We start from the raw sequence: 25,376 nt of genomic DNA, 5'->3' as shown, positions 1-25,376 counted from the left end.
TCTAATTCAATTTAAAAGATTTAAGTCCTAGACTTTTTTTTATTTTATTTTCCTGTATTTTTATGAAAAATTATAATACATGGACAAGAAGGAAACTTTTTTCAATTACATTACTGAAGGCAATAAAACTAAGGGCGATTTTATTCCCGTTGGTGCAGCTATGTTAGATGGCGAAACCGTTACTGGGGCACATGTTAAAATCCCATTAAAAACCATGAATCGTCATGGTTTAATTGCAGGAGCTACGGGAACTGGAAAAACAAAATCGCTACAAGTTTTAGCAGAAAATTTAAGTGATAAAGGTATTCCTGTATTGCTAATGGATATTAAAGGTGACTTAAGTGGTTTGGCACAACCAAGCCCTGGGCATGCTAAAATAGATGAGCGCCATGAAAAAATAGGATTACCCTTTGAAGCCAAACCATTTCCTGTTGAAGTTTTAACACTTTCTGAACAAGATGGTGTGCGTTTAAGGGCAACAGTTAGTGAGTTTGGCCCTGTTTTACTTTCAAGAATTTTAGATCTTACCGAAACACAATCTGGTATTGTGGCTGTAATTTTTCAATATTGTGATGATAATAAATTACCACTACTCGACTTAAAAGATTTTAAAAAAATATTACAGTACGCTACTCAAGAAGGAAAAGCGGAATTTACAGAGTCTTACGGAAGAATATCAACAGCGTCAACAGGAGCTATTTTAAGAAAAATAGTTGAACTGGAACAGCAAGGAGCAGATTTGTTTTTTGGTGAAACCTCCTTTGAAGTAGATGATTTATTACGTGTAGATGAAGATGGTCGTGGGTATATCAATATATTAAGATTAACCGATATTCAAGATAGACCAAAACTATTCTCAACGTTTATGTTAAGTTTATTAGCTGAAATCTATTCAACATTTCCAGAACAAGGCGATAGTGACAGACCAGAACTTATAATGTTTATTGATGAAGCCCATTTAATTTTTAATGAAGCTTCAAAAGCCCTTTTAAATCAAATTGAAAGTATTGTAAAATTAATACGAAGTAAAGGTGTTGGTTTATATTTTGTAACTCAAAATCCAACCGATGTTCCAGAAGCCGTTTTAGGACAATTGGGCTTAAAAATACAGCATGCCTTAAGAGCGTTTACCGCAAAAGACAGAAAAGCTATAAAATTAACAGCTCAAAACTATCCAGATTCTGAATATTATGACACTACAGAGGTCTTAACATCTTTAGGGATTGGGGAAGCTTTAGTTTCTGCGCTAGATGAAAAAGGTCGCCCTACGCCGCTTGCTGCTACCATGATGCGCGCACCAATGAGCAGAATGGATGTTTTGTCCGATTCTGAATTAAGCAGCTTACTTTCAAAATCTAAACTGGTTAAAAAATATAACGAAACGGTTGATAGAGAAAGTGCTTACGAATTGCTAAATAAAAAAATCGAAAAAGCTGAAGCAGAAGAAGCTAAAGAAAAGGCTAAGAAAGAAAAAGAAGCCCTTAAAAAAGCAGAATCTAAAAAGAAAACAACTAGTACACGACGAAAAAGTACTAGAATGAATCCTATTGTTAAAGTACTTACAAGTGCTACTTTTATTAGAAGTGTTTTTGGGATTTTAACTAAAGTGATGAAAAAATAAATTAATAATTTCCATAATAAATATTACATTTTATGCGCCAATCATTCTTGGGTTTATTAGCCTTAACCCTACTATTATTAAACTGTAAAAAAGAACAAAACCCTTTTGAAATTAGTAAACAACATATTGGTTTACTAACAGACTCAACGCAGGTTAAAGATTTAAAAAACATTTATGTAAACGATTCTATCGTTAAATTTATTAGCGGTGATGAGTTTACAGGAAACATCAATAACATAGAAATTTTTGAGAAAGGTGGAAAAAAACTATTAACACTTACACCAAAACAGGTATTAGATTCTACAGCAACAATTGGTAGTATCCGTATTCTAGATGAACGCTATAAAACAGATAAAAACATTACAGCAATTAGCACATTTAAAGACATTCAAGCAAACTATAAGATTTCTAGAATTAGTAACTTAATTAATTCTATTGTAATAGCTGTTGATGATATTAATGCTAATTTCACTATTGATAAAAAGGAACTCCCTGCAAATCTTAGATTTGATATGGAATTAAACTTTGAACCCACTCATATTCCTGATAACGCGAAAATAAAGTACTTTTTTATAAATTGGAATAACTAATAATACACCAAATGAACCCTTTTTTATCAAAAATTTTAGTTGATATTGCTCGAAAAAGGGTAGAAAAAAAACATGCTAACATACCAGCTACAAATAAAGAAATTGTACCATTAGTTAGAAGGTATCAAGTAGAATTATCGCACGCTATAAAAGAATACATTTTTATTATAATTGGTGTATTTTCGGCAGGTTTTGGTTTGAAAGGATTTTTACTTCCAAACCATTTTATTGATGGTGGCGCTACGGGTATTTCGTTATTACTAGAGCATACAACCTCATTACAACTTGGTATTTTATTAGTTATAGTAAATGCACCATTTATCTATTTAGCTTCTAAAACTATTGGTAATAAATTTGCTCTTAAAAGCATTATCGCTATTACATTTTTAGCATTGGTTGTTCATTTTGTAGATTACCCAATCATAACAGAAGACAAGCTACTAATTGCTGTATTTGGAGGGTTCTTTTTAGGTTTGGGTATTGGGATGTCTATGAGAGGCGGAAGCGTTATTGATGGCACAGAAGTTTTAGCTATTTTTTTAGGAAGAAAACTATCACTTACAATAGGCGATGTTTTATTACTAATTAATATTATAATATTCTCTGTTGGTGCTTATGTTTTATCAATTGAAACAGCGCTATATGCTATTTTAACGTATTTATCAGCTGCCAAAACAGTCGATTTTGTTGTTGATGGGGTTGAAGAATACGTAGGTGTTACAATCATATCAAACAAACACGAAGAATTAAGAATAATGCTTACTCAAAAACTTAGAAGAGCCTGCACTATTTATGCCGGAAAAGGAGGTTATGGTACAAATGGGGAAAGCTATGAGAAAGATATTATTTATACCGTTGTAACTCGCTTAGAACTCGCAAAATTACAAACCGAAATTGATAAAATTGATAAAAATGCCTTTGTTATCATGGGTGTTGTAAAAGATTTAAAGGGTGGTATGATTAAGAAAAAACCACTACAAGATCAACACTAACAATTGACTTTAGAAATTCATTATGTCTAAAAAAAAATACACCATTCAAACTAATCCATTTGTTGTTCCTACAACCGATGGGAAAATAATAAAAGAACATTTTGGAAACACTAGCGATGGTAATTCAGAAATAAGTATTGCCCACATGAAAGCACCAGCTGGTTGGAGTGAGCCTTTTCAAACACCAGAATTTGACGAGTTTACATTTATTATTTCTGGCAAAAAACAATTCATTATAGAAGGAGAACAAATTGTTTTAGAGGCTGGACAGTCTATTAAAATTGAGAGAAACACAAGAGTACAATACTCCAATCCGTTTACCGAAGTTTGCGAATATATTGCCATTTGCACACCGGCTTTCTCCATGGATTTGGTAAATAGAGAGGACGCATGAAAAAACTAATAAACAAAGCAGTTCCAAAAACAATTGGAGCCTTATTAAACGCTTCCAGCTTAGTATCATCAAAGTACGCAGCGGCCAAAGCTTTGTCTTTATTTGCAACACCTAGAAAAGGCGACATTAATGAAAAACAAGCTACTTTTTTAACTTCTGCTAAAAAAGAACAGCTTAATTATAATGGGTTTTCAATTAGAACTTATCAATGGATTGGTGATAATAAGACTATTTTATTATCACACGGTTGGGAAAGTAATACAGCAAGATGGAAAAATTTAATAGAATTATTACAGGCTCAAAACTACAATATCATAGCATTAGACGCTCCTGCTCACGGAGAATCTGAAAGCAAAGAGTTTAACGCCATCTTATATTCTGAATTCATAAATGTTGTTTGTAAACAGTTTAAGCCTCAAATAATAATTGGACATTCTGTTGGAGGCATGGCATCTGTGTTTTATTTAAATAAATATCAGCTTGATTCTTTAAACAAATTAGTTTTACTTGGAGCACCATCAGAGTTTGAATCTATTTTAAAGAACTATACAGATATGTTGAGCTATAACTCTAAAGTTATAAAGTCTTTAGATAAATTGATTGAAGATAGTTTTGGTTCGCCACCAAGTGCGTTTTCAACTGCTAAATACAGCAAATCTTTAGATGTTCAAGCATTGTTGATTCATGATAAAAAAGACAGAATCATCCCTTATGGTGATGCCGAATTGATTCATAAAAACTTAAAGAACAGCAAACTTATTACGACTTCCGGTTACGGGCATTCATTAAATAACGACGTCGTTTATAAACATATATTAGACTTTTTAAACGCGTAAGTTTATTGTATTTTTGAACCATGGCAGAAGTTACATTAAAACGTATCAATAAATTTTTAAGTGAAGTTGGATATTGCTCTCGGAGAGAAGCAGACAAACTTATAGACGCTGGTCGCGTGACTATAAACGGGGTTGTACCAGAAATGGGGACTAAAATTGCTCCAGATGATGTTGTTGCTGTGGATGGTGAAGAAATAAAAAACACCAAAACATCTTTTGTTTATCTAGCATTTAATAAACCTGTTGGTATTGTTTGTACAACGGATACATCGGTTGAAAAAGATAATATTATTGATTTTTTAAATTATCCTAAACGTATTTTTCCCATTGGAAGATTAGACAAACCTAGTGAAGGGTTAATTCTTTTAACTGATGATGGTGATATTGTAAATAAGATTCTTCGTGCTAGTAACAACCACGAGAAAGAATATATTGTAACGGTTGACAAACCTATTTCGCAAACTTTTATTGAACGTATGTCTGGTGGTATTCCGCTTGAAGAATTAAAAAAGACAACCAAAAAATGTAAAGTAGAAAGACTAGGAACCTATAAATTTAAAATTATTTTAACACAAGGATTAAATAGACAAATACGACGCATGTGTGACTATTTAAACTACGAGGTACAAACCTTAAAACGGGTTAGAATAATGAATATTAAGTTAGATACACCCATTGGCGAATATCGCGAATTAACTAAGGAAGAGTTTACCAATTTAAATACGCTTTTAGAAGATTCTACTAAAACTTATCTTAAAAACAAAAAGTAAAATAATTAGCTCTTATTTTTTTGTCTTTTCCTTGTTAAATGAAAAGGTAAGTAAATTAATAAAAACAAAGGTATAACTACTATTTGCACTACGATTATATACCAAGGCCAATCCCCAAAATAATCTAATACAGTTGCAGATTCTGGTTTTTGATTTAGATAAAAGTAATTAGCATCAAGAAGCATATTTATAACTACCATTATAACAACGTAAATCTGTAATGCCAAAAAAGATTTAAACACACTCTTTAGTTTAGGTCTCATATTCAAGACAAAAGTGGCGTAAAAAATGACCATTAAAAGTCCTAAATGAACCACCCAATATCTGAAATAATCAAAACTAGGAAACCCTAATGCTATATCTGGAGTTAAAACAGCCTGTAATGTTCCGCCAATAACCAAAAACACGAGCACCTCGTACATCCAAAATTTTCTGTAATACGTAAAAACTGGAATTATTAAACCTAACAAACTACAAAGGTATAAAGGCAAGTCTGTTGAAATATTATAGTTCCCTAAACTCATTTTATGAGTATGAAATACAATAACAACCAAACTAATAAAACAAGCAATCACATGGAGTGCGGTTTTTTTCTGAGTCTCACTCAATCTACGCATTGCATGTTTTATAAAAAGAACACTAAATAAAGCTGCAATTACAATTGGAAAGATATGTTGAAAGCTACCAATAGTAACTCTTTCAAACAAAAAAATTGCATTATAAATTATAAAACTCATAATGCAATTTAGTTAAATATTGTTTATTCTATTTATTGTGTCTTTCTCTAGCCAACAATGTATTTTTAAGCAACATTGCAATCGTCATTGGACCTACACCACCAGGAACAGGCGTGATATAACTTGCTTTTTGGCTCACACTCTCAAAATGAACATCGCCTGCAAGTCTATACCCATTCTTTTTAGTTGCATCAGGAACACGAGTGATTCCTACATCGATAATTACAACATCTTCCTTAACCATATCTCCTGTTAAAAATTCTGAAATACCAATAGCTGCAACAATAATATCTGCCTCTTTTGTGATGTCTTCTAAATTCTTTGAACGACTATGAACTACAGTTACGGTAGCATCACCTGCTTTTCGTTTCTGACTCATTAAAATACTCATTGGACGCCCAACAATATGGCTTCTTCCGAGAACAACTACATTTTTTCCAGAGGTTTCAATTTGATAACGCTCTAGCAATTCCATAATACCATACGGTGTTGCTGGTAAAAAAGTAGGCAAATCTAAAGCCATTCTACCAACATTTACTGGATGAAACCCATCTACATCTTTATCTGGATCTATAGCCATTAATATCTTTTGCTCATCTATTTGATCTGGTAACGGCAATTGCACTATAAAACCATCAATATCATCATTGGTATTCAAGTTATGAATCTTTTCTAATAATTCTTCTTCTGAAGTATAATCTGGTAAATCTATAAGTGTAGAGTTAAAACCAATGCGTTGGCATGCTTTTACTTTAGCGTTTACATAAGTCATACTAGCACCATCTGAGCCTACAAGAATAGCTGCAAGATGTGGTACTTTTTCTCCTTTAGAAACCATTGACTTTACATGTTCAGCGATTTCATCTTTAATATCGTTACTTACTTTTTTACCGTCTAAAATTATCATACTTAAATAGGTGTTAGCTATTGGCTATTCGCCGTTAACAACAAAATTTTATTTTTAATCTGAATTAAATTAACGCATATTCTTCATCATCTGCATCATCTTTTTGCCGCCACCGCCTTGCATCATCTTCATCATTTTGCTCATTTGGTTGAATTGCTTTAAAAGCTGATTTACTTCTTGAACCGATGTTCCAGACCCTTTTGCAACTCGTTTCTTTCTACTCGCATTTAAGACTGATGGATTCGTTCTTTCTTTAGGTGTCATAGAATGAATGATTGCCTCGATACCTTTAAACGCATCATCATCAATATCTACATCTTTCATCATTTTACCAGCTCCAGGAATCATGCCCATAAGGTCTTTCATATTTCCCATTTTCTTGATTTGCTGAATCTGTTTTAAGAAATCATCAAACCCAAACTGGTTTTTGGCTATTTTCTTTTGAAGCTTTCTTGCTTCTTCTTCGTCAAATTGTTCTTGTGCTCTTTCAACTAAAGAGACAACATCTCCCATACCTAGGATACGATCTGCCATACGAGATGGATAGAACACATCGATAGCTTCCATTTTTTCGCCTGTACCAATAAACTTAATTGGTTTATTTACTACAGACTTAATAGAAATGGCTGCACCACCACGCGTATCACCATCTAATTTGGTAAGGATAACACCATCAAAATTTAAGACATCGTTAAAGGCTTTTGCTGTGTTTACAGCATCTTGCCCTGTCATAGAATCTACAACGAATAATGTTTCTTGAGGCTGAATGGCTTTGTGGATATTTGATATCTCGGTCATCATCGCTTCATCGACAGCTAAACGACCTGCAGTATCTATTATCACTACATTATGCCCGTTTGCTTTTGCATGCGCAATAGCCGCTTGAGAAATAGCAACAGGATCATTATTTCCTTTATCACTAAAAACCTCAACCCCTATTTGATCTCCTACAACATGTAATTGATCTATTGCAGCAGGACGATATACATCACAGGCTACTAATAATGGTTTTTTAGTTTTTTTATTTTTTAGATAATTAGCAAGCTTCCCAGAAAAAGTGGTTTTACCAGAACCTTGTAAACCAGACATTAAAATGATACTTGGTGTTCCTGATAGATTAATCCCTTCGGCATCGCCACCCATAAGCTGGGTTAACTCGTCTTTTACAATTTTCACCATTAATTGCCCTGGTTGTAACGTTGTTAATACGTCTTGACCTAGTGCTTTTTCTTTAACAGTTTGAGTAAATTGTTTTGCTATTTTAAAGTTAACATCGGCATCTAGTAATGCGCGTCTTACTTCTTTTAAAGTTTCTGCTACATTTACTTCTGTGATGCTTCCGTGGCCTTTAAGTACGTGTAAGGCTTTATCTAATTTATCGCTTAAATTATTAAACATAGTTTTTAAGTCTTCTGTAAGCAGTCTATTATTACAACAGTCTGCTTTATAATTAAAATTTAAGTTGCAAAAATAACTAAATATTTTGTTTTTATAGGCTTGAATTAGGCTTTTACTTATAGAAGTTATTGACTTTTAGTTTAGTTATTAATTGGCGGATAAACCCGCGTTAGGGATTGAAGTGGATAGCCCACAGCCCGACTTTGGAGGTGCGAGGACTTGTAACGGAAAGCCCGACCCTTGTGGTAACGCCAAAATTATTACAAAAACAAGAAAAGCCCCCGTACTTTGACTGGATTAGTTTAACTAGCTATTATGATTGCGTATTTTGGACTTTTAAAAATAGTGTTTCACTAAAAAAAAGGCTGTCAATTGGGGTTGACAGCCTTTAAAAATGAAACTTTGTAAATTAACCTAACCAACCGAAAGTAAGTTTCTTTTTTAACCAAACATGTTTGTTTTAATTAGGTTTTACCATTTTTCAAATACTAGGATTCTGACTATTGCTCCGTTAGTATCGTACTCTTTTAATTGTATTCTGGTTTCTGAAATTTCTACAATTTTCCATCTAAAATTTAACGTGTCTATCAGAGCATCATCATCATATTTTAAGCCTAGAAACAGGCCGTCACTTCTGTAAGACAACCATGACCCGTAGACGTTTCTGCCATCGCCTTCGGCAAATGCTTTTCCGCTTTCGTTAAAACCAAATGCCCAATCTTTAAACTGCTCTGTTTTGTCTTCGCCTTCGTCTTGATACCATGTGACTCTCCAATCATTTTCAAGAAGAATGGCGTCTATTTCTTTTAAATCGCCATCTGTATCTGGACAATGTCTACTTAAAATCATTTTACTATTATCGTTTGAAAGCTTTATTAAATCTTCTTCTAAGAAATAGATACCCCATTCTAGTTTTAGGTCTGGCCTTCCGTCTAATGTCATTTTTAAAGTAAAATTTGAACCTTGTGTGCCTACATCGTATGTTCCTTCAACTAGCTCGCCTTTAACTCTTAATTTTACAATATCATTGTCATAGAATTTTAACGGTGTACCAATGTAAAGAGAATCCTTTCTTAAGCCTTGAATACTTAAAGTATCAACACGCCATAAACATTCTTGTAAAAAGTTTTTTATTCGCTCTTTGGTAATATCTATTACGGCATCGCAGTTTTTCTTCATAATGATTCTGTTCTCTGAAGTTTGGTAAAGTTTTATTTTTCCATATTCAACATCATAAACAATCCATTCTAAATTAAAATCTACAAGATTTTCAAATTCTAATTTTAAAAGTGCGCCCATATTAGTTACTCTTGTGCTCCAAGTACCGGTTAGCACATTACCACCTCTTGCGCGCATTACTACAACGCCATCTTCTTTAAAGTTTAAGGCATATTCTTTATACTCTGAAGTATTGTCTTGATTATATCTTTTAAATTCATAAACTACCCATGGGCAAATTTTTAAGTATTCATCTAAACGTTCCTTTGTGAAATCGTCGTCGCCGTAATCGTTATCGTCATCCTCATCACAAAGATCTTTAGCTTCTTTAATTGTTGTTGCTAATTCTTCGTTGTTATTAACAGAAACGGTAGTTCCATCTGCATACTCTAGAGTTATAGGGAAGTTAAGACTTGCTATGACTTCTGCATTTTTAACGCGCTTTAAGAAACGGTAAAGTTCTCTGTCACCTTCTATAGTTACGACATCAATAATTTGAAAATCTCTATTGAATACTGAAAATGAAATTGGGTATTGAAAATCGATACACTCAATATCGTCATCTTCTTCATTATCTCCTTTACATTCGGCTATTAAGGCCTCTAATGCTTCGCGGTTTTCTATAACGATTTCTTCGTGATCTGATAAAATAATTGTTATTGGGAATATGATTTCTAAGTCATCTTCATCATCTTCAAACTCTTTAAAGATAGTTTCAATAACTTTAAAGTCTTCTTCTGAATCGATGATAATTTCTAATCCGTTAACAACAACTGTAACAGGTAATTCTACTGATAAGCAACTGGCATTATCAATAATATTATCAGCAGATCCGTCCATGATAGATGTGGAGAACATTAAGCTGGTAAGTTCAGAATTGGCAGTTAGGGCTTCACTATCTTCCGGTGCAGTAATAGAAACTTCTTCTTCCTGACAAGACGTGAATAATAAAAGGGCAAAAAAAGGAATTAGTAAAAATGTTTTGATACTATTTTTCATGATAAGCGATTTTGGGTTAAACATAGCTTTTTGATTATAAAACAAGATAACTTTAAAAACTCCTACCCTGCTTTTGAAAAAAAATAAAAAAATTAAAAATTTCAAACTGTAAAAATCCTTATTTTAGAGGCACCAACTACCAATACTAATGGCAAAACAATTACATGAAAATATTTGTGAAGAACATTTATTTTCTTCCATCTTTAATAAACACGCGAAAGATTTACATAACTTTTTGTACTATAAGTTTGGTGATTTATTAAACCCAAAAGACAAAGTACAGGAAGCGTTTATTAAGTTATGGGAGAATTGCGCTAAGGTTTCGCCAGAAAAAGCAAAGAGTTTTGTATTTACTACTGCTAATAATTTAATGTTAAATGAAGCGGCACACCAAAAAGTGGTTTTAAAACACCAACAGACCAAACCTAAAACCTCAACCAACGAGAATCCTGAGTTTTTAATGCAGGAAGCTGAGTATAATGATAAATTACAAAATGCACTTTCTAACTTAACGGATGCGCAACGCGAAGCTTTTATGATGAATCGTGTTGAAGGGAAACGCTTTAAAGAAATTGCTGAAATTTTAGGTATTTCGACCAAGGCTGTTGAAAAACGTATTTATGGTGCTTTAACCAAGTTAAGGAAGGATATTAAGGAGTTATGAAGAAAAAGACGGAGGACGAAAGACAGAAGATTAAAAAGTAATATGGAATGTTTTTCTCGCAAAGTCGCGAAGTCGCAAAGTTACGATCTGTGAATCTCAATGAAAACTTCGTGTACCACTACGTAACATTTTAAGAATTTTAAATTATGATGAAATCATTCTTATTATTTATTTTGTTTTTTCAAGCTACTTCTATCTGCTTTTCTCAAAGTCTAATGGAAGTTGCCATTCTGGATAAGTCAAAAATAATCTATAAGAAACCTTTCAAGTTTAAATTAAAAAATAGTAAATGGGATTTAAAATACAAACTGGAATCCTTGAGAGAACAAAAAAGGGAATCTAAAAATTCAGAAATCTTGACTGACTCACTTATCTTAATAGAGTTATATCAAAATGCGAAAAGTCAAAACTTAGAAAATTGGTCAAATGAAGAAATCGATAATGTTTTTTTAATTGATAAAATAGAGTATTTAAGCGTCAAAAAAATAAAAGAAGTCTTAAACATTGTAGAAAAGTCAGATATTAAAAAGTTAAGAAAACAAGTACGAGAATATAATTATGATAAAAGAAAATGGAGAAGTTTCCCTTTATCAATGTCAAGACCCGTGTATACTAATGATAAGAAATATGCTTTAATTGCATTTAATTATGGTAACAATGGTGGAAAAATAATTGTTTATCACGAAGACAAGAAAGTATGGATTAATGTTGGTGTTTTAGAAGGATGGGCGTATTGAAGACGTTCTAACTGAGAATTAATAGTTGTTAGTTGTTAAAATCTATGCTTTTGGAATTTTGTTTTTGAAATTTAGATTTTTTTTTTAAAAGTAGGGTAGGAAAAAATAAAAGTTAACTGTTATATAGTTGTATAAAGATTATGGATAGAGAAGAACTCATATCGAAATGGTTAGATAACAATCTAAATAATCAAGAACTGCAAGCATTTAAAAATCTTGAAGACTATGATGATTTGATTAAGCTAAACACCAACTTACAAGCTTTTAAAGCTGATAATTACGACACTTCTAAACAATTAGAAAACGTATTATATACCATTAAAAGTAAAAATCAACAACCTACACATTGGTTTAAACCATTTATTCGTGTTGCTGCGATACTTGCTGTGTGTTTTAGCTTATACTATTTCGCTACTACTTTAGACACTAAAATTACTACTGAATTTGCACAAAAAACAACTATAGAATTACCAGATGCATCTCGTGTTTCCCTCAACACAAAGTCATATTTAGCATTCAATAAAAAAGATTGGAAACAAGAACGCGAAGTAGAACTTCATGGAGAAGCCTTTTTTAAAGTTGCTAAAGGATCATCATTTAAGGTAAAAACAACATCAGGAATCGTAACGGTTTATGGTACTCAATTTAATGTAAAACAACGAGATAATTATTTTGAGGTTATTTGCTACGAAGGACTAGTTGGGGTTACTTACAACGACCAAGAAACAAAATTAAAACCTGGAAACAGCTTTTTAATTATCGATGGGAAAGTAATTGCTAAAGAAAAAGAAAACCGCACCATGCCTTCGTGGTTAAATAACGCTAGTACATTTAGAAGTTTACCATACAAAACTGTTCTTGCCGAATTTGAAAGACAATACCATGTTGATATCACTTTAATTGGTATTGATTCTGAACAGTTATTTACGGGTAGTTTTGGTCACGATAATATAGATGTAGCCTTAAAATCTATTACTCTGCCTTTACATGCAACGTATAGCAAAACTAATAATACGATTACTTTAAAAGGTGAATAGAAACTTTATTCTTTCTATTATTTTATCTGTATTTTTTTTGAATGTTACCGCTGTAAAAGCACAAACCACTCAAAAAGAAAAGCAACCGCTTATTGTTGTTTTGAAAGACCTTTCAGAAACTTACAATATTAGCTTTTCTTTTGTTGATGATACGGTTAATGATAAACAAGTAACTGCTCCAAATAAAGATTTTTCATTAGAAGAAGTATTAGATTTCCTGAGGCAAGAAACACAATTAGATTTTGAATTGTTAGACAACAGGTTTGTTGTTATTAAAGTCAAAAAAAAGAAACGTAACGATTTCAGGATACAAAGTCTTAAAGAAGTATTTGTAACTAACTATTTAACTACAGGTATTACAAAACTAAATGATGGCTCTATAACCATAAAACCTAAAACTTTTGGCATTCTACCAGGGCTTATTGAACCTGATGTTTTACAAACTATACAGGCGCTTCCAGGAGTGCTTAGCACAGATGAAACTGTTTCAAATATTAACGTTCGCGGTGGTACGCACGACCAAAATCTACTACTATGGGATGGCATAAAAATGTATCAATCTGGGCATTTTTTCGGGTTAATTTCAGCATTTAACCCTCATACAACTAAACGCATTAATGTTTATAAAAATGGTACAAGTGCAAAATACGGAGATGGTATTTCCAGTATTATTGATATGCGCTTACCTGATGTTATTGATAATGAATTTGATGCTGGGTTAGGTTTTAATTTAATTAATGTTGATGGATATATTAAAGTGCCTTTATCAAGAAATACAGAGTTACAATTATCTACTCGCCGTTCTATAACAGACGTAATAAACACTTCAACTTACGATCAATATTTTAAACGTATATTTCAAGATTCAGATTTCGAAAAATCTAAAAGCAATAACAATTCTATTTCACAAAACGAAAGCTTCTATTTTTACGATATTGCCGCAAAATTTCTTTACGATATTTCGAAAAAAGATAAAGTTAGATTTCATTTTTTAAATGTGAATAATAGCTTGAATTATGATGAACAACTAACTAAAAACGACAGAGATGAAGCCTTTAACAGCAATCTATCTCAAGAAAATTTAGCCTTTGGAGTTACTTATACCAGAGATTGGAACGAAAAATTTTCAACATCCGCTCAAGCTTATGTTTCAAATTATAATTTAGATGCTACTAATTATGATGTTATTAACGACCAACGTTTAATTCAACAAAATGAAGTCTATGATATAACAGCCAAATTGGATATTAATTACGATATAAACACATTATTTAAAATTAATAGTGGTTACCAATTTACTGAAGTTGGTATTAGCAACCTAGAAGATGTTAATAATCCTAATTTTAGAAGCTTTGTTAAAGAAGTGATAAGAAGTCATGCGGTATATGGAGAAACTGGATTTTTATCTAACGATGCTAAAACCAAATTAACTTTAGGAGGCCGTTTAAATTATATTGAAAAATTTGATATGTTTTTTGCAGAACCTAGACTTAGCTTTTCTCAACGCTTTTCAAACTACTTTCGATTTGAGGTTTTAGGTGAATTTAAAAGCCAAACCACCTCTCAAATTATAGATTTACAAAACGATTTTCTGGGTATTGAAAAACGACGTTGGGTGCTTGCAAATAATAACAAAGAACTTCTCTTTAAAGAGAATCAAACCATCCACCCAATCCCTGTTCTAAAAAGCAAACAGTTTTCCGCAGGTTTACATTTTAATAAAAACAAATTATTGATAAGTGCAGAAACATATATAAAAAAAGTAGATGGTATTACCACTAGAAGTCAAGGCTTCCAAAACCAATTTCAATTTGTAAATAGCGTTGGTAGTTATGAAATTAAAGGGATTGATATGCTTTTAAACAAACAATTTAATGATGTAGTAAGCAGTTGGATTTCTTATTCTTACAGCAATAACAATTACACTTTTAGTGATTTAAATGAAGGCAAAAAAATTCCAAACAATGCAGATACAACACACGCTTTAACCTTTGCTGGCACCTACACTCACAACGACATTAAGTTTGCTGCAGGATTAAATTGGCATTCTGGAATTCCAAACACAAAACCGGCAATTGATGATAATACAGAAGACAATACGATAACTTATGCGCCGCCTAATAGTAGTAGGTTAGATGATTACTTAAGAATAGATTGTTCGGCAACTTATGCGTTTAATCTTTCTGATACTTCAACAGCTACTCTTGGAGCTTCAATTTGGAATCTTCTAAATAAGAATAACAATATAAATACCTATTACACTTTAGATGAAAACAAGAAAGTGAATGCGGTTGAAAACAGATCTCTTGGCATTACTCCAAATGTGAGTTTAAGAGTTCAGTTTTAAAAGAAATTTTATATTTGTAATATGCTAAACACAAAAAGAATACGTCTTTTTTTTAGTAGCTTTATGCTACTTCTCTCTCTCATAAGCTTTTCCGGATATACTGTAACGTCAATCCCATTACAAAAAACACAAACCGAGCTTGTTACTAGTATTAATTCTATTTGGGCTTCTGCTAAGGAAAATAACTATTTAAAAACGACACCTTTAAAAGTTAGCTTAAATCATTTTACCGTTTTTAACTTCAAATTCTTTTTAAACAACCAACTTCTCGATTTTAACACCTCATTAAAATCTCAAAAAAACTCAACTATAAAGTTTTTAAAACATCTATTCTTAAAACAAAACCTTATTGCTAAAACTACCACTTTTAAGTATAAAATAGCTTCATAAAGTAATTCCCTTTTTGCTAAGCATTTGCAAATTCCACTACATGTTTAATTTCTTAACATCAATACTATTGATGTTATACACATTACTTTATTATGAAGTCAACAAAAAGAGTATTAAGGCTTATAGCTTTAATGTTTATGATAGGTTTAGCAACCATATTACCCGTACCCATAACATTTTACAGAAAAGATAATATGCCAAAGTTTAAGATAGAACAGATTGATAAAAAGCAAGAAAACGAAGAAAAAGACGATCTTAAAGTGATTTCTTGATTTTCCTGTTTACAATATCAAGTCATTACATACGCTCTGGAACATGCACGCCTAACAAGCCAAAACTGTTTTTTATAGTATTTGCAACAACATGAGATAACTGTACTCTTAAAGCTTTCTCGCTGTCGTTATCTGCGCCTAAAATGGAAACGTTTTGATAGAATGAATTAAATTCCTTAACCAAATCATAAGTATAGTTAGCTATTAATGCTGGACTATGATTTGCAGCAGCGTTTTGTATGACCTCTGGAAATAGTTGTATTTGCTTTATTAGTTCTTTTTCTTTTGGATGAAGTATGATCTCTGCAGAAAAAGTAGCATCACTCAAATTTGCTTTACGCAAAATAGATTGAATTCTAGCATAAGTATACTGAATAAATGGCCCCGTATTACCTTGAAAATCGATAGACTCTTTCGGGTCGAATAAGATTCGTTTTTTAGGATCAACTTTTAATATGTAATACTTTAAAGCACCTAGACCAATGGTTTTATAAAGTTCCTTTTTTTCTTCGTTAGTGTAGCCATCAAGTTTACCTAATTCTTCTGAAATCTCTTCAGCAGTAGCAGCCATATCGTCAATTAAATCGTCGGCATCAACAACAGTTCCTTCTCTACTTTTCATTTTTCCGCTAGGTAAATCTACCATACCGTAACTTAAATGATACAGGTTTTCTGCCCATTCAAAACCTAACTTCTTCAAGATTAAAAACAATACTTGAAAGTGATAATCTTGTTCATTTCCAACGGTATAAACCATACCGCCTACATCGGGAAAATCTTTAATTCGTTGTATAGCTGTTCCAATATCTTGCGTCATATATACCGCAGTACCATCAGCACGAAGCACTATTTTTTTATCTAATCCATCTTCGGTTAAATCACACCAAACAGAACCATCTTCTTCTTTTTCAAAAACACCAGATTTTAAGCCTTCAGCAACAAATTCTTTCCCTAATAAATACGTATTACTTTCATAATAGAGCGTGTCAAAATCAACACCTAAATTCTTGTAAGATTCTGCAAAACCATCATAAACCCAACCATTCATTTTTTTCCAAAGCGTAACAACTTTTTCATCTCCAGCCTCCCATTTCAAAAGCATATTTTGAGCTTCAATTAACAACGGAGCATTTTTTTTAGCTTCATCTTCAGAGCTGCCTTTTGAAATTAAATCTTGAATTTCCTTTTTATATTCTTGGTCAAACTTAACGTAATAATTCCCAACCAACTTATCACCTTTTAAACCTGTGCTTTCAGGAGTTTCTACATTACCAAACTTCTCCCAGGCCAACATACTTTTACAAATATGAATTCCTCTATCATTTATAATTTGAGTTTTATAAACTTTCTTACCAGAAGCTTTTAAAATTTCGGCAACACTATACCCTAAAAGATTATTTCTAACGTGTCCTAAATGCAAAGGCTTGTTAGTATTTGGTGAAGAATACTCAACCATAACGGCTTTTTCGTCTGCCTTTGGTGAAACAAAACCAAACGTATTATCATCCTTTACACTATTAAAAAAAGTAATATAATAAGCATCACTAACTTCAATATTTAAAAACCCTTTAACAACATTAAACGCTTTTACATCATCAACATGTTCAACTAAATAATTACCAATAGTTTCGCCTATTTGTACAGGGTTTCCCTTTATAAAACGCAACATTGGGAAAACAACAACAGTAATATCTCCTGCAAATTCTTTCCTTGTAGCTTGAAATTCAACAGTTTCTAAATCAATACTAAATTCTGCTTTTACAGCGTGTTTTACGTAATTCGATAGCGTTTCTTGAAGACTCATTTTACTCATTTTTAAGGCTGCAAAGATAGAATTTTAAATCAAGTATAACTTCGAATTATTATGAAATTGATTATTTCTAAGCGGGTACTTTAATCTCTTTTCTTATTTACAGTTTATTTTTATTGTTCTTTAACGATAGTTGATAAAAAACCTAAATTTTAGCCATATAGAACTACTTGTAAAAAAACCAACCACAAACCATAAAGCACTAATATTCTCATGCTGTAAGCGGTTTTTACTACAAAAACTAAATGCTATAATTTCTTTATAAAAGTGTTCTTATACCAAGATTTTCACCGTTTAACTGTTCGTCGATTTTTTAGCAATTTTCCGGACACCCTTTCATCTAATTTATTGGCATTAAAACGCAGAAATTAGATTTTAAATATCCTTTTTTCAACTTTTGTGTGGTAATGCTATTAATCCGGGTTTTTTTTCGGATCAAAAATAAAGACAAACAAATAATTACAACTAAGTACAGCAATCTTATTTTCCCTCAAAATCTAAGACCCCATAATACCTTGCTTTGTTTAGATCTGTAATTTAAATGTTATAATGAGGAGAATAATTACTTTACTAATTATGTTATCTATGTGTGTTAGTTTTTCACAAACTAATGATATAGATAGTCTTGCTTTAGAATTAGCTTTTCAAGATCAAGATTCGCTTAAAGTAGAAACTTCTCTTAAACTTATTAAAGGCCTTTATGAAAAAAACGAATACGAAAGGGCTTTAAAATATATCATAGAAAGTGAAAAACTGTCTAATACTTTAAATTACAAGGTCGGTATTGCAGAAATTACATACTACAAAGCTTTGATATATGCTCAAAAAAACGACTACATAAATGCGATAAGTGGTTACGATAAATCTAAAAAACTATTTGGCTTATTAAAAGACACATTAAGTATTGCAAAAGTAAACAATAGCATTGGTGCAATAGAAATTAAGCGAGGCAACTACAACAAAGGCTTACGGTTTTCTTTATCAGCTATAAAAGAGCTTGAAAAAAGAGATCTTAAAGACGAGCTCAACTTATCTTATAGTAATTTAGCAAAATCATATTACAATATAAATCTTTTCGAAAAAGCTATCGAATATTACGAGAAAGCCTTAAGTATTCAATTAAAAATTAATGATACCAAAGGTGCAAATGAATCTCACAGTAAGTTAGCAGAACTTTATTCCAACAAAAAAGAGCACAGAAAAGCTATCGAATATTACGAAAAAGTTTTAGAGAATAATAAATCAAACAACGATTCTGTTCGTGGACAAGTATTTCCAAAATTAGGTAACGAGTATTTACAATTTCACGATTACGAAAAAGCTACAAAATACTTAGTTCAAGGTTATAATATTAATACACGTACTAATAATAAACCTGGTCTTTTATTAACCCTCAATAGTTTAGGCGATTTAAATTTACAACAAGGTCGACTAAAGATAGCTGAAAAACAATTATTAGAAGCTGGAGAAATAGCAAAAAAACTAGATAACAAAACCGAACTTCTTAAACATTATAAGTTAATGAAGTCGTTAGATTCTATAAGAAAAGATTTTGATAGAGCATTTGTATGGCAACGCGAGTATTATCAACTTAATAATAGACTAAAACAAAATGAGGTTAAAATAGTCGCTCAAACCAACCCAGATGTAGAACTAAATATAAACTCAGAATATAACACTCCTCAAAAGACAAAAACAGTTACCCAATTCAATAATAGTAACGTCGATAATTCTATTCACTCTAATAAAACATTAGAGAAATACAAACTCATACTTTACGGTCTACTTGCTGCTCTTATTGTAGTATCTGCCCTATTAGTTTTAATTTATTTAAAACGAAATAGTAATATTAAAAATTTACAAGACCTTGAAGAAAAAAATGTTAAGATTCAGTTACAGAATGAAGCTTTTTTAGAACAAACCAAGCATCTTGAAAATGTAAATAATGTAAAAGACAAGTTGTTTTCAATTGTTTCGCACGATTTAAAAGACTCTTTATCTTCTATTAATGGTTTTATAGATTTATTAAAAGATGGTTCTTTATCTAGAGAAGAATTCGATGATTTAATTCCTGAGTTAAGTGAAAACGCTAATAACGCATCGTTATTACTTTTTAATTTACTAAACTGGTCTAAATCGCAAATGCAGTCTTTAGAGCCTAAACCAAGTTTGTTTGATATTCAAGAAGTATTTGAAACTAAAGTTAAACTTATTGAACAACGTATGGAAAATAAAGGTATCGACCTTATTGATCATTCTTTACGCGATTTTGCTTATGCAGACAGAAGTATGTTCGAAATTGTTGTGCAAAACCTTCTTGCCAATGCCCTTAAGTTTTGTAAAAGTGGAGATACTATTACCATATCCAACCACATAAGTAACGGCAGTTGTATTGTAAGCATTGCAGATACAGGTATAGGCATTTCTAAAGAAAACATTAGCAAACTGTTTAACAGTAGCACTTTTACTACTATGGGTACAGATAACGAAAAAGGAACTGGCTTAGGGCTTTCTATCTGTAAAGAATTAGTAGAATTAAACCATGGTAAAATTTGGGTAGAAAGCACAAAAGGTATTGGCAGTACGTTTTATGTACAATTACCAAAATCTAGACCTTCAGCTTAGAATTTTAAATCACAAAAAAGTTAGTATTTGGGCGTTACCACAAGGGTCGGGCTTTACGCAGTCGCTTTTTTACGTTGCATAGGTGCAACAACGTAAAAAGAGCTTCAACAAATGCTCCAATCCCTAACGCAACTATCCGCTTAGTTAGTTTTAGGTAAGAACACTTCGGCCATCATGCAACGTGCACTTCCGCCACCACAAGTTTCAATAGTCTTTAAAGAACTTGACACTATTTTAGTATGCTTTTCAAGTATTTTAATTTGAGATTCTGTAAGTACATCATAAGCCGCTTGGCTCATAATTAAGAAGCGTTCATTATTTGCTCCTTTAACCTGAAGCATATTACCTGCAAAATTATTCACTTGTTTTTCAGTAATATCAATAATAGCTTTACCATCTTCTTTTAAATGTTTAACAACTTGTTTACGTTCTTTCTTATCATCAATACTACTTAAACATATCACCGCAAAAGTTTCAGCAATACACATCATAACATTTGTATGGTAAATAGCTTTACGTGCACCATTAACAGTTTGATACGAATTAAATATAACTGGCGAATACTCAAAGTCTTCACAAAACTCAATAAACAAATCCTCATCAGCTCTAGGTGACAATGCACAATACGCTTTTCTATTTACACGATCTAAAATAACACTTCCTGTACCTTCTAAAAACACATGTTCCTCTTCTGCACTTGTATAATCAATAACATTTTTAATTACAAAGCCTTTTTCTTCTAATGTTTCAAGAATATCTTCTCTACGCTCTAAACGTCTGTTTTCTGCAAACATTGGATATAATCCAACATCGCCATTTTCATGAAACGACACCCAGTTATTTGGAAAAATAGAATCTGGTGTATCTGTTTCAATTCTATCATTAACTACTACAACATTAACTCCAACCGCTCTAAGTTTATCTACATAAGTATCAAATTCATTTTGAGCTTTTGCATTTATAGTATCAGGTAACACACCATCAATAGTTTCTTGATAGTAATTATTAACAGCTGTTTGCTCATTCATCCTAAAATTTACAGGACGCACCATTAAAATGGTATTCGTAGTTTGTTCCATTTATATATTTAATCTCTAATTAACGGCATTGTTGTACATCTTAATAAGCCTTCTTGCTTACCAATTTCGGCATACGGGACCTCTTCAACAATAAAACCTTGCTCTTTTAACCAAGTATTAAGTCTTGTGAAATTTTGTTCTGAAATAATCACATCTTCTGAAATTGAAAATACATTACTACACATCTGGTACATTTCATCTTTTGAAATTTCAAAAACATTTTCTTTTCCAAAGAAATTAACTAACCATTCATATTCTTTTTCAATTAAAAATCCGTTTTTATGAATAATAGCTTTCCCTTTACCTAAAGGATTAAAACAGCAATCTAAATGCAATGCATTTTCTTTAGCATTTGTATTAGATTTTCTGAGTTCAAAAGACTTCACCATTTTATTTGGAAACAGTTCTTTTATTGCCTTAACAGCTTCAGAATTAGTACGTGCTGTAATTAGTTCTGGATAATCATTTCCTGAATAAGTACCTATGAAAATATAATCATTCCAAGGCATAACATCCCCGCCTTCTACATGGCAAGCTTCAGGTAATATAATACGCTTATCTTTTGCAACTTGTTTCCATATATAATCAATAGCTTCAACTTCCTCTTCTCTATGCGGCAAAATATTAGCTTCAATCATAATACCGTCAATTACAAAAGCTATATCTCTTGCAAATATCTGATTACAATCCTTTATAACTTCTGGTCTATAAACTTTAACATCATACCTCTCAAATATTTTTGCAACTGCATCCATCTCCTTAATCATGTCTTGCTCTGTGGGGTATGTTCCCGCTAAAATATGCTCTATGCTCTTTGGATCGTAACAATCTTGAACATTAGGAATTGGGCCGTTACTTTCGGCTGTTCCCAGCACAACTGCACGTAATCTAGAAGTTTCGTTTTTAATATTTAATTTTATCATACATTTTAGTTAAAAGACAGTATAAAATTACAAGTTCCAAAACTATGAATAATAAAAGACTTTTTAAATAATTCTCAACAAAAAGCTATATCAAAAAGAAAAGCTTCATGAAAAAATCATGAAGCTTAATAAAAATATAAAATTATTTACTATTTATCTTTCATCAACTGGCACAAACTTTCTTTCTGTAGCACCAACATATACTTGTCTTGGTCTTCCAATAGGTTCTTTTCTTAAACGCATTTCTCTCCATTGCGCAATCCAACCTGGTAAACGTCCAATTGCAAACATTACGGTAAACATCTCTGTTGGTATTCCCATAGCTCTATAGATAATTCCAGAGTAAAAATCTACATTAGGGTAAAGTTTTCTATCTACAAAATATGGATCTTCTAAAGCTTCTTTTTCAAGACCTTTAGCTATTTCTAATATGGGATCTTCTATACCTAAATCATGTAATACTTGATCTGCAGCTTTTTTGATAATTCTAGCACGAGGGTCAAAATTTTTATAAACACGATGTCCAAAGCCCATTAATCTAAAAGGATCCTTTTTATCCTTTGCTTTCTCCATGTATTTTTTAGTATCACCACCATCAGCTTGAATTGCTTCTAACATTTCTATTACTGCTTGATTTGCTCCACCATGAAGTGGTCCCCATAATGCAGAGATTCCAGCAGAAATTGATGCAAATAAACCAGCATGAGAAGAGCCAACGATTCGTACCGTAGACGTAGAACAGTTTTGTTCATGATCTGCATGTAATATTAATAACTTATCTAAGGCATCAACTAAAACAGGGTTTTGAACATAACAACTGTTTGGTCTTGAAAACATCATTTTCAAAATATTTTCAACATAACCAAGGGTATTATCGCCATAATCTAAAGGTTGTCCTTGCTTTTTACGCATAGTCCAAGCTACTAAAACAGGCATTTTACCAAGAATTCTAACTACTGAGTTATACATTTCAGCTTCTGAAGACACATCTACAGAAGTTGGATTAAATGCTGTTAATGCACTCGTTAAAGAAGAAATAACGCCCATTGGGTGCGCAGACTTAGGAAATGCATCTAAAATCTTTTTTATGTCTTCATCTACAGCAGATTCTGCTTTTATATCATCATGAAATTTATCGTTCTGTTCTTTGGTTGGTAACTCACCAAAGATTAATAAGTACGCAACTTCTAAAAAGTCAACTTTATCCGCCACATCTTCAATAGAATATCCTCGATATCTTAAAATTCCCTTTTCACCGTCTAAGAATGTTATTGCACTTTCACATGATCCCGTATTTTTAAAACCAGGATCAATTGTAATAACACCTCCAGTTGCAGCCCTAAGTTTAGAAATATCAATTGCTACTTCATTTTCCGTCCCTTTTACTAATGGGAATTCATAATTATTACCTTCAATTTCAATTTTAGCTGTATTTGCCATATTCTTATTTAGAGATTTTAAGTTGTTTTTTTTTGCGGAATGCTAAGCTACGAAATATCTCTTTATTTTCTAAAGTTTATCTATAACGATTTCGTCGATTTAAGGAATATTAAAATTGATGCCAAATAAAATAGAATTACTTCAATCTAAAGTGGATTTTACTTTATCAAATTCAACCATTTTTTCTAACATTTCTGTTGTTATAGATTTGGGGCGTTCTAAAGGATAGCCTAATGCTCTATCCCAAATAATATTTGATAAGACGCCAAACGCTCTTCCTATTGAAAACAATACCGTATAGAAATCAAACTGTGTAACTCCATAATGCCATTGCACTACACCAGATTGTGCATCAACATTTGGCCAGGGATTTTTTGCTTTACCTTGTTCTCGTAAAATATCTGGAACTACTTTATACAATGCGTCTACATACTTGAACAACTCATCTTCGGGAAGGTGTTTTAAGCAAAACTCTCTTTGTACTGCGTACCTTGGATCCGTTTTTCGCAATACTGCGTGTCCATAACCTGGTATAACTTGCCCATTATTTAGAGTTTTCCAAACATAATCCTTTAATTCTTGCTCATCAGGCAATTTACCGCCCATTTGATTTCTTAATTGCTGGAGCCATCTTAAAACTTCTTGGTTTGCTAATCCGTGTAATGGACCTGCTAAACCATTAATCATAGCTGAAGTTGAATAATATATGTCTGATAAAGAACTAGCCACGAGATGTCCTGTATGAGCACTTACATTACCACTTTCATGATCGGCATGTATGATAAAATACATTCTTGAAACATCATCATAGGGCTTATCTTTACCCATCATATATGCGAAATTTGCACCTAAATCCAAATTAGGATCTGGATGGCGATGTCCCATCTTAGGGTGATATAATTTATTATAAATATAGGCTCCTATTAATGGTAGCTTTGCTAATAAATTGGTAGCATCTTCATATGTAGAATCCCAATAATCCGATTTATTTAACCCTTTTTTATATTTTAAATTAAAGTGAGATTCACGCTCTAAACTCATAACAGCCGCAGATAATATTGCCATTGGGTGACTATCACTTGGAAAAGAATCTATGACATCCCAAACATAACTAGGAACAGTACGTCTGTTTCTAAAATTAGTCATCAACTCATCTACTTCTTTTGTAGTGGGTATTTCACCAGTCAACAATAAATGATACAAGCCTTCAACATAAGGCATTTCTGAATCTTTTGGCTTAGGTAATTTTTCTAAAACTTCATTTAGTGTATAACCTCTATAACGTATACCTTCATTTGGATCTAAATAAGAAACATCTGTTATTAGACTTTTCACTCCTCGCATACCTCCAACTACCTGTGAAACCGTTACATGATCCACAACCTTATCACCATGATCTTTAAGCAGTTTTGTAATTCTAGGTCGGTGTTCTTGAATTTTATTGAATAACTTATCTTTTAAAGTAATCATGATACTGTTTTAAAGTGAATTTCACAATTTATCACTTAATTAACATTTAAAACATGATACATATCACTAAACTTCGCTAGAGTTACATATTTCGCACAATAAATCAGAAAAAGGTATTAC

The 25,376-nt window shown here is 32.0% G+C and carries 22 protein-coding genes; 13 read left to right on the top strand and 9 right to left on the bottom strand.

The features are described from left to right. Positions 1-79: 79 nt before the first annotated feature. Genes SJY43_RS07270 through SJY43_RS07245 form a run of 6 tightly spaced genes read left to right on the top strand, consistent with a single transcriptional unit; the run spans position 80 to position 5,203 of the window. Positions 80-1,621 carry a helicase HerA-like domain-containing protein gene (locus tag SJY43_RS07270; RefSeq protein WP_396603171.1) on the top strand — a complete coding sequence of 514 codons (1,542 nt, stop codon included), beginning with the start codon at positions 80-82 and terminating at the stop codon, positions 1,619-1,621. Positions 1,622-1,653: 32 nt separating this feature from the next. Then, on the top strand, positions 1,654-2,211 hold the full coding sequence (locus SJY43_RS07265) for a hypothetical protein (protein WP_396603170.1): 558 nt from the start codon (positions 1,654-1,656) through the stop codon (positions 2,209-2,211). A gap of 11 nt (positions 2,212-2,222) precedes the next feature. Beyond that, a complete protein-coding gene (locus SJY43_RS07260; protein WP_396603169.1) occupies positions 2,223-3,203 on the top strand; it encodes a YitT family protein in 981 nt (326 codons plus the stop codon). A 22-nt stretch (positions 3,204-3,225) separates the two neighbouring features. Continuing rightward, a complete protein-coding gene (locus SJY43_RS07255; protein ID WP_396603168.1) occupies positions 3,226-3,597 on the top strand; it encodes a cupin domain-containing protein in 372 nt (123 codons plus the stop codon). Continuing rightward, the gene (locus tag SJY43_RS07250; protein ID WP_396603167.1) at positions 3,594-4,433 is read left to right on the top strand and encodes an alpha/beta fold hydrolase; all 840 of its coding nucleotides are present in this window, start codon (positions 3,594-3,596) and stop codon (positions 4,431-4,433) included. The genes SJY43_RS07255 and SJY43_RS07250 overlap by 4 nt, the downstream gene beginning before the upstream one ends. A gap of 20 nt (positions 4,434-4,453) precedes the next feature. Beyond that, on the top strand, positions 4,454-5,203 hold the full coding sequence (locus SJY43_RS07245; protein WP_396603166.1) for a pseudouridine synthase: 750 nt from the start codon (positions 4,454-4,456) through the stop codon (positions 5,201-5,203). Between the two features lie 5 nt (positions 5,204-5,208). On the opposite strand, the gene SJY43_RS07240 is transcribed toward SJY43_RS07245, so the two are convergent. The 4 genes from SJY43_RS07240 to SJY43_RS07225 form a co-directional block, all read right to left on the bottom strand. Next, on the bottom strand, positions 5,209-5,940 hold the full coding sequence (locus tag SJY43_RS07240; RefSeq protein ID WP_396603165.1) for a TIGR02206 family membrane protein: 732 nt from the start codon (positions 5,938-5,940) through the stop codon (positions 5,209-5,211). 28 nt (positions 5,941-5,968) lie between these two features. Beyond that, on the bottom strand, positions 5,969-6,847 hold the full coding sequence (folD, locus tag SJY43_RS07235) for a bifunctional methylenetetrahydrofolate dehydrogenase/methenyltetrahydrofolate cyclohydrolase FolD (RefSeq protein ID WP_396603164.1): 879 nt from the start codon (positions 6,845-6,847) through the stop codon (positions 5,969-5,971). 69 nt (positions 6,848-6,916) lie between these two features. After that, a complete protein-coding gene (ffh, locus tag SJY43_RS07230) occupies positions 6,917-8,245 on the bottom strand; it encodes a signal recognition particle protein (protein ID WP_396603163.1) in 1,329 nt (442 codons plus the stop codon). Between the two features lie 471 nt (positions 8,246-8,716). Then, positions 8,717-10,462: a hypothetical protein gene (locus SJY43_RS07225; RefSeq protein ID WP_396603162.1), complete on the bottom strand. Its 1,746-nt coding sequence runs from the start codon at positions 10,460-10,462 to the stop codon at positions 8,717-8,719. A gap of 148 nt (positions 10,463-10,610) precedes the next feature. Between SJY43_RS07225 and SJY43_RS07220 the strand changes: the two genes are divergently transcribed. From SJY43_RS07220 to SJY43_RS07195, 6 genes are all read left to right on the top strand, one after another. Further along, positions 10,611-11,126, top strand: a complete 516-nt coding sequence (locus SJY43_RS07220) for an RNA polymerase sigma factor (RefSeq protein WP_396603161.1) — start codon at positions 10,611-10,613, stop codon at positions 11,124-11,126. A gap of 146 nt (positions 11,127-11,272) precedes the next feature. Then, positions 11,273-11,863, top strand: a complete 591-nt coding sequence (locus SJY43_RS07215) for a hypothetical protein (protein WP_396603160.1) — start codon at positions 11,273-11,275, stop codon at positions 11,861-11,863. A gap of 140 nt (positions 11,864-12,003) precedes the next feature. Then, positions 12,004-12,900 (top strand): FecR family protein, encoded by an 897-nt coding sequence (locus SJY43_RS07210; RefSeq protein ID WP_396603159.1) that lies wholly within the window; start codon positions 12,004-12,006, stop codon positions 12,898-12,900. Next, positions 12,893-15,247 carry a TonB-dependent receptor plug domain-containing protein gene (locus tag SJY43_RS07205; RefSeq protein ID WP_396603158.1) on the top strand — a complete coding sequence of 785 codons (2,355 nt, stop codon included), beginning with the start codon at positions 12,893-12,895 and terminating at the stop codon, positions 15,245-15,247. The genes SJY43_RS07210 and SJY43_RS07205 overlap by 8 nt, the downstream gene beginning before the upstream one ends. Positions 15,248-15,310: 63 nt before the next feature. Next, positions 15,311-15,637 (top strand): hypothetical protein, encoded by a 327-nt coding sequence (locus SJY43_RS07200; protein ID WP_396603157.1) that lies wholly within the window; start codon positions 15,311-15,313, stop codon positions 15,635-15,637. 92 nt (positions 15,638-15,729) lie between these two features. Further along, the gene (locus tag SJY43_RS07195; protein WP_396603156.1) at positions 15,730-15,909 is read left to right on the top strand and encodes a hypothetical protein; all 180 of its coding nucleotides are present in this window, start codon (positions 15,730-15,732) and stop codon (positions 15,907-15,909) included. Between the two features lie 25 nt (positions 15,910-15,934). On the opposite strand, the gene argS is transcribed toward SJY43_RS07195, so the two are convergent. Further along, the gene (argS, locus tag SJY43_RS07190; RefSeq protein WP_396603155.1) at positions 15,935-17,713 is read right to left on the bottom strand and encodes an arginine--tRNA ligase; all 1,779 of its coding nucleotides are present in this window, start codon (positions 17,711-17,713) and stop codon (positions 15,935-15,937) included. Positions 17,714-18,268: 555 nt separating this feature from the next. On the opposite strand from argS, the gene SJY43_RS07185 reads away from it, so the two are divergent. Further along, on the top strand, positions 18,269-20,344 hold the full coding sequence (locus tag SJY43_RS07185) for an ATP-binding protein (protein ID WP_396603154.1): 2,076 nt from the start codon (positions 18,269-18,271) through the stop codon (positions 20,342-20,344). Positions 20,345-20,484: 140 nt separating this feature from the next. On the opposite strand, the gene ctlX is transcribed toward SJY43_RS07185, so the two are convergent. From ctlX to SJY43_RS07165, 4 genes are all read right to left on the bottom strand, one after another. Then, positions 20,485-21,423, bottom strand: coding sequence for a citrulline utilization hydrolase CtlX (ctlX, locus tag SJY43_RS07180; protein WP_396603153.1), 939 nt, complete (start codon positions 21,421-21,423; stop codon positions 20,485-20,487). An 8-nt stretch (positions 21,424-21,431) separates the two neighbouring features. Next, the gene (locus SJY43_RS07175) at positions 21,432-22,346 is read right to left on the bottom strand and encodes a dimethylarginine dimethylaminohydrolase family protein (protein ID WP_396603152.1); all 915 of its coding nucleotides are present in this window, start codon (positions 22,344-22,346) and stop codon (positions 21,432-21,434) included. 153 nt (positions 22,347-22,499) lie between these two features. After that, positions 22,500-23,786 (bottom strand): citrate synthase, encoded by a 1,287-nt coding sequence (locus SJY43_RS07170; RefSeq protein ID WP_396603151.1) that lies wholly within the window; start codon positions 23,784-23,786, stop codon positions 22,500-22,502. Positions 23,787-23,927: 141 nt separating this feature from the next. Beyond that, a complete protein-coding gene (locus SJY43_RS07165; protein ID WP_396603150.1) occupies positions 23,928-25,256 on the bottom strand; it encodes a citrate (Si)-synthase in 1,329 nt (442 codons plus the stop codon). Positions 25,257-25,376 lie beyond the last annotated feature (120 nt).

Source organism: Algibacter sp. R77976 (assembly GCF_044594645.1).
Taxonomy (GTDB): domain Bacteria; phylum Bacteroidota; class Bacteroidia; order Flavobacteriales; family Flavobacteriaceae; genus Algibacter_B.
This window is presented reverse-complemented; position numbering and strand designations above follow the sequence as displayed.

Excerpts from the sequence above, each read along its gene's own strand:
- SJY43_RS07215 (WP_396603160.1), top strand. The coding sequence starts at position 11,273 with ATGATGAAATCATTCTTATTATTTATTTTGTTTTTTCAAGCTACTTCT.
- SJY43_RS07225 (WP_396603162.1), bottom strand. The coding sequence starts at position 10,462 with ATGAAAAATAGTATCAAAACATTTTTACTAATTCCTTTTTTTGCCCTT.
- SJY43_RS07210 (WP_396603159.1), top strand. The coding sequence starts at position 12,004 with ATGGATAGAGAAGAACTCATATCGAAATGGTTAGATAACAATCTAAAT.
- SJY43_RS07270 (WP_396603171.1), top strand. The coding sequence starts at position 80 with ATGGACAAGAAGGAAACTTTTTTCAATTACATTACTGAAGGCAATAAA.
- ctlX (WP_396603153.1), bottom strand. The coding sequence starts at position 21,423 with ATGGAACAAACTACGAATACCATTTTAATGGTGCGTCCTGTAAATTTT.
- SJY43_RS07255 (WP_396603168.1), top strand. The coding sequence starts at position 3,226 with ATGTCTAAAAAAAAATACACCATTCAAACTAATCCATTTGTTGTTCCT.
- SJY43_RS07165 (WP_396603150.1), bottom strand. The coding sequence starts at position 25,256 with ATGATTACTTTAAAAGATAAGTTATTCAATAAAATTCAAGAACACCGA.
- SJY43_RS07250 (WP_396603167.1), top strand. The coding sequence starts at position 3,594 with ATGAAAAAACTAATAAACAAAGCAGTTCCAAAAACAATTGGAGCCTTA.
- folD (WP_396603164.1), bottom strand. The coding sequence starts at position 6,847 with ATGATAATTTTAGACGGTAAAAAAGTAAGTAACGATATTAAAGATGAA.
- SJY43_RS07245 (WP_396603166.1), top strand. The coding sequence starts at position 4,454 with ATGGCAGAAGTTACATTAAAACGTATCAATAAATTTTTAAGTGAAGTT.
- SJY43_RS07200 (WP_396603157.1), top strand. The coding sequence starts at position 15,311 with ATGCTACTTCTCTCTCTCATAAGCTTTTCCGGATATACTGTAACGTCA.
- SJY43_RS07240 (WP_396603165.1), bottom strand. The coding sequence starts at position 5,940 with ATGAGTTTTATAATTTATAATGCAATTTTTTTGTTTGAAAGAGTTACT.
- SJY43_RS07265 (WP_396603170.1), top strand. The coding sequence starts at position 1,654 with ATGCGCCAATCATTCTTGGGTTTATTAGCCTTAACCCTACTATTATTA.
- SJY43_RS07220 (WP_396603161.1), top strand. The coding sequence starts at position 10,611 with ATGGCAAAACAATTACATGAAAATATTTGTGAAGAACATTTATTTTCT.
- argS (WP_396603155.1), bottom strand. The coding sequence starts at position 17,713 with ATGAGTCTTCAAGAAACGCTATCGAATTACGTAAAACACGCTGTAAAA.
- SJY43_RS07185 (WP_396603154.1), top strand. The coding sequence starts at position 18,269 with ATGAGGAGAATAATTACTTTACTAATTATGTTATCTATGTGTGTTAGT.
- SJY43_RS07175 (WP_396603152.1), bottom strand. The coding sequence starts at position 22,346 with ATGATAAAATTAAATATTAAAAACGAAACTTCTAGATTACGTGCAGTT.
- SJY43_RS07260 (WP_396603169.1), top strand. The coding sequence starts at position 2,223 with ATGAACCCTTTTTTATCAAAAATTTTAGTTGATATTGCTCGAAAAAGG.
- ffh (WP_396603163.1), bottom strand. The coding sequence starts at position 8,245 with ATGTTTAATAATTTAAGCGATAAATTAGATAAAGCCTTACACGTACTT.
- SJY43_RS07170 (WP_396603151.1), bottom strand. The coding sequence starts at position 23,786 with ATGGCAAATACAGCTAAAATTGAAATTGAAGGTAATAATTATGAATTC.
- SJY43_RS07195 (WP_396603156.1), top strand. The coding sequence starts at position 15,730 with ATGAAGTCAACAAAAAGAGTATTAAGGCTTATAGCTTTAATGTTTATG.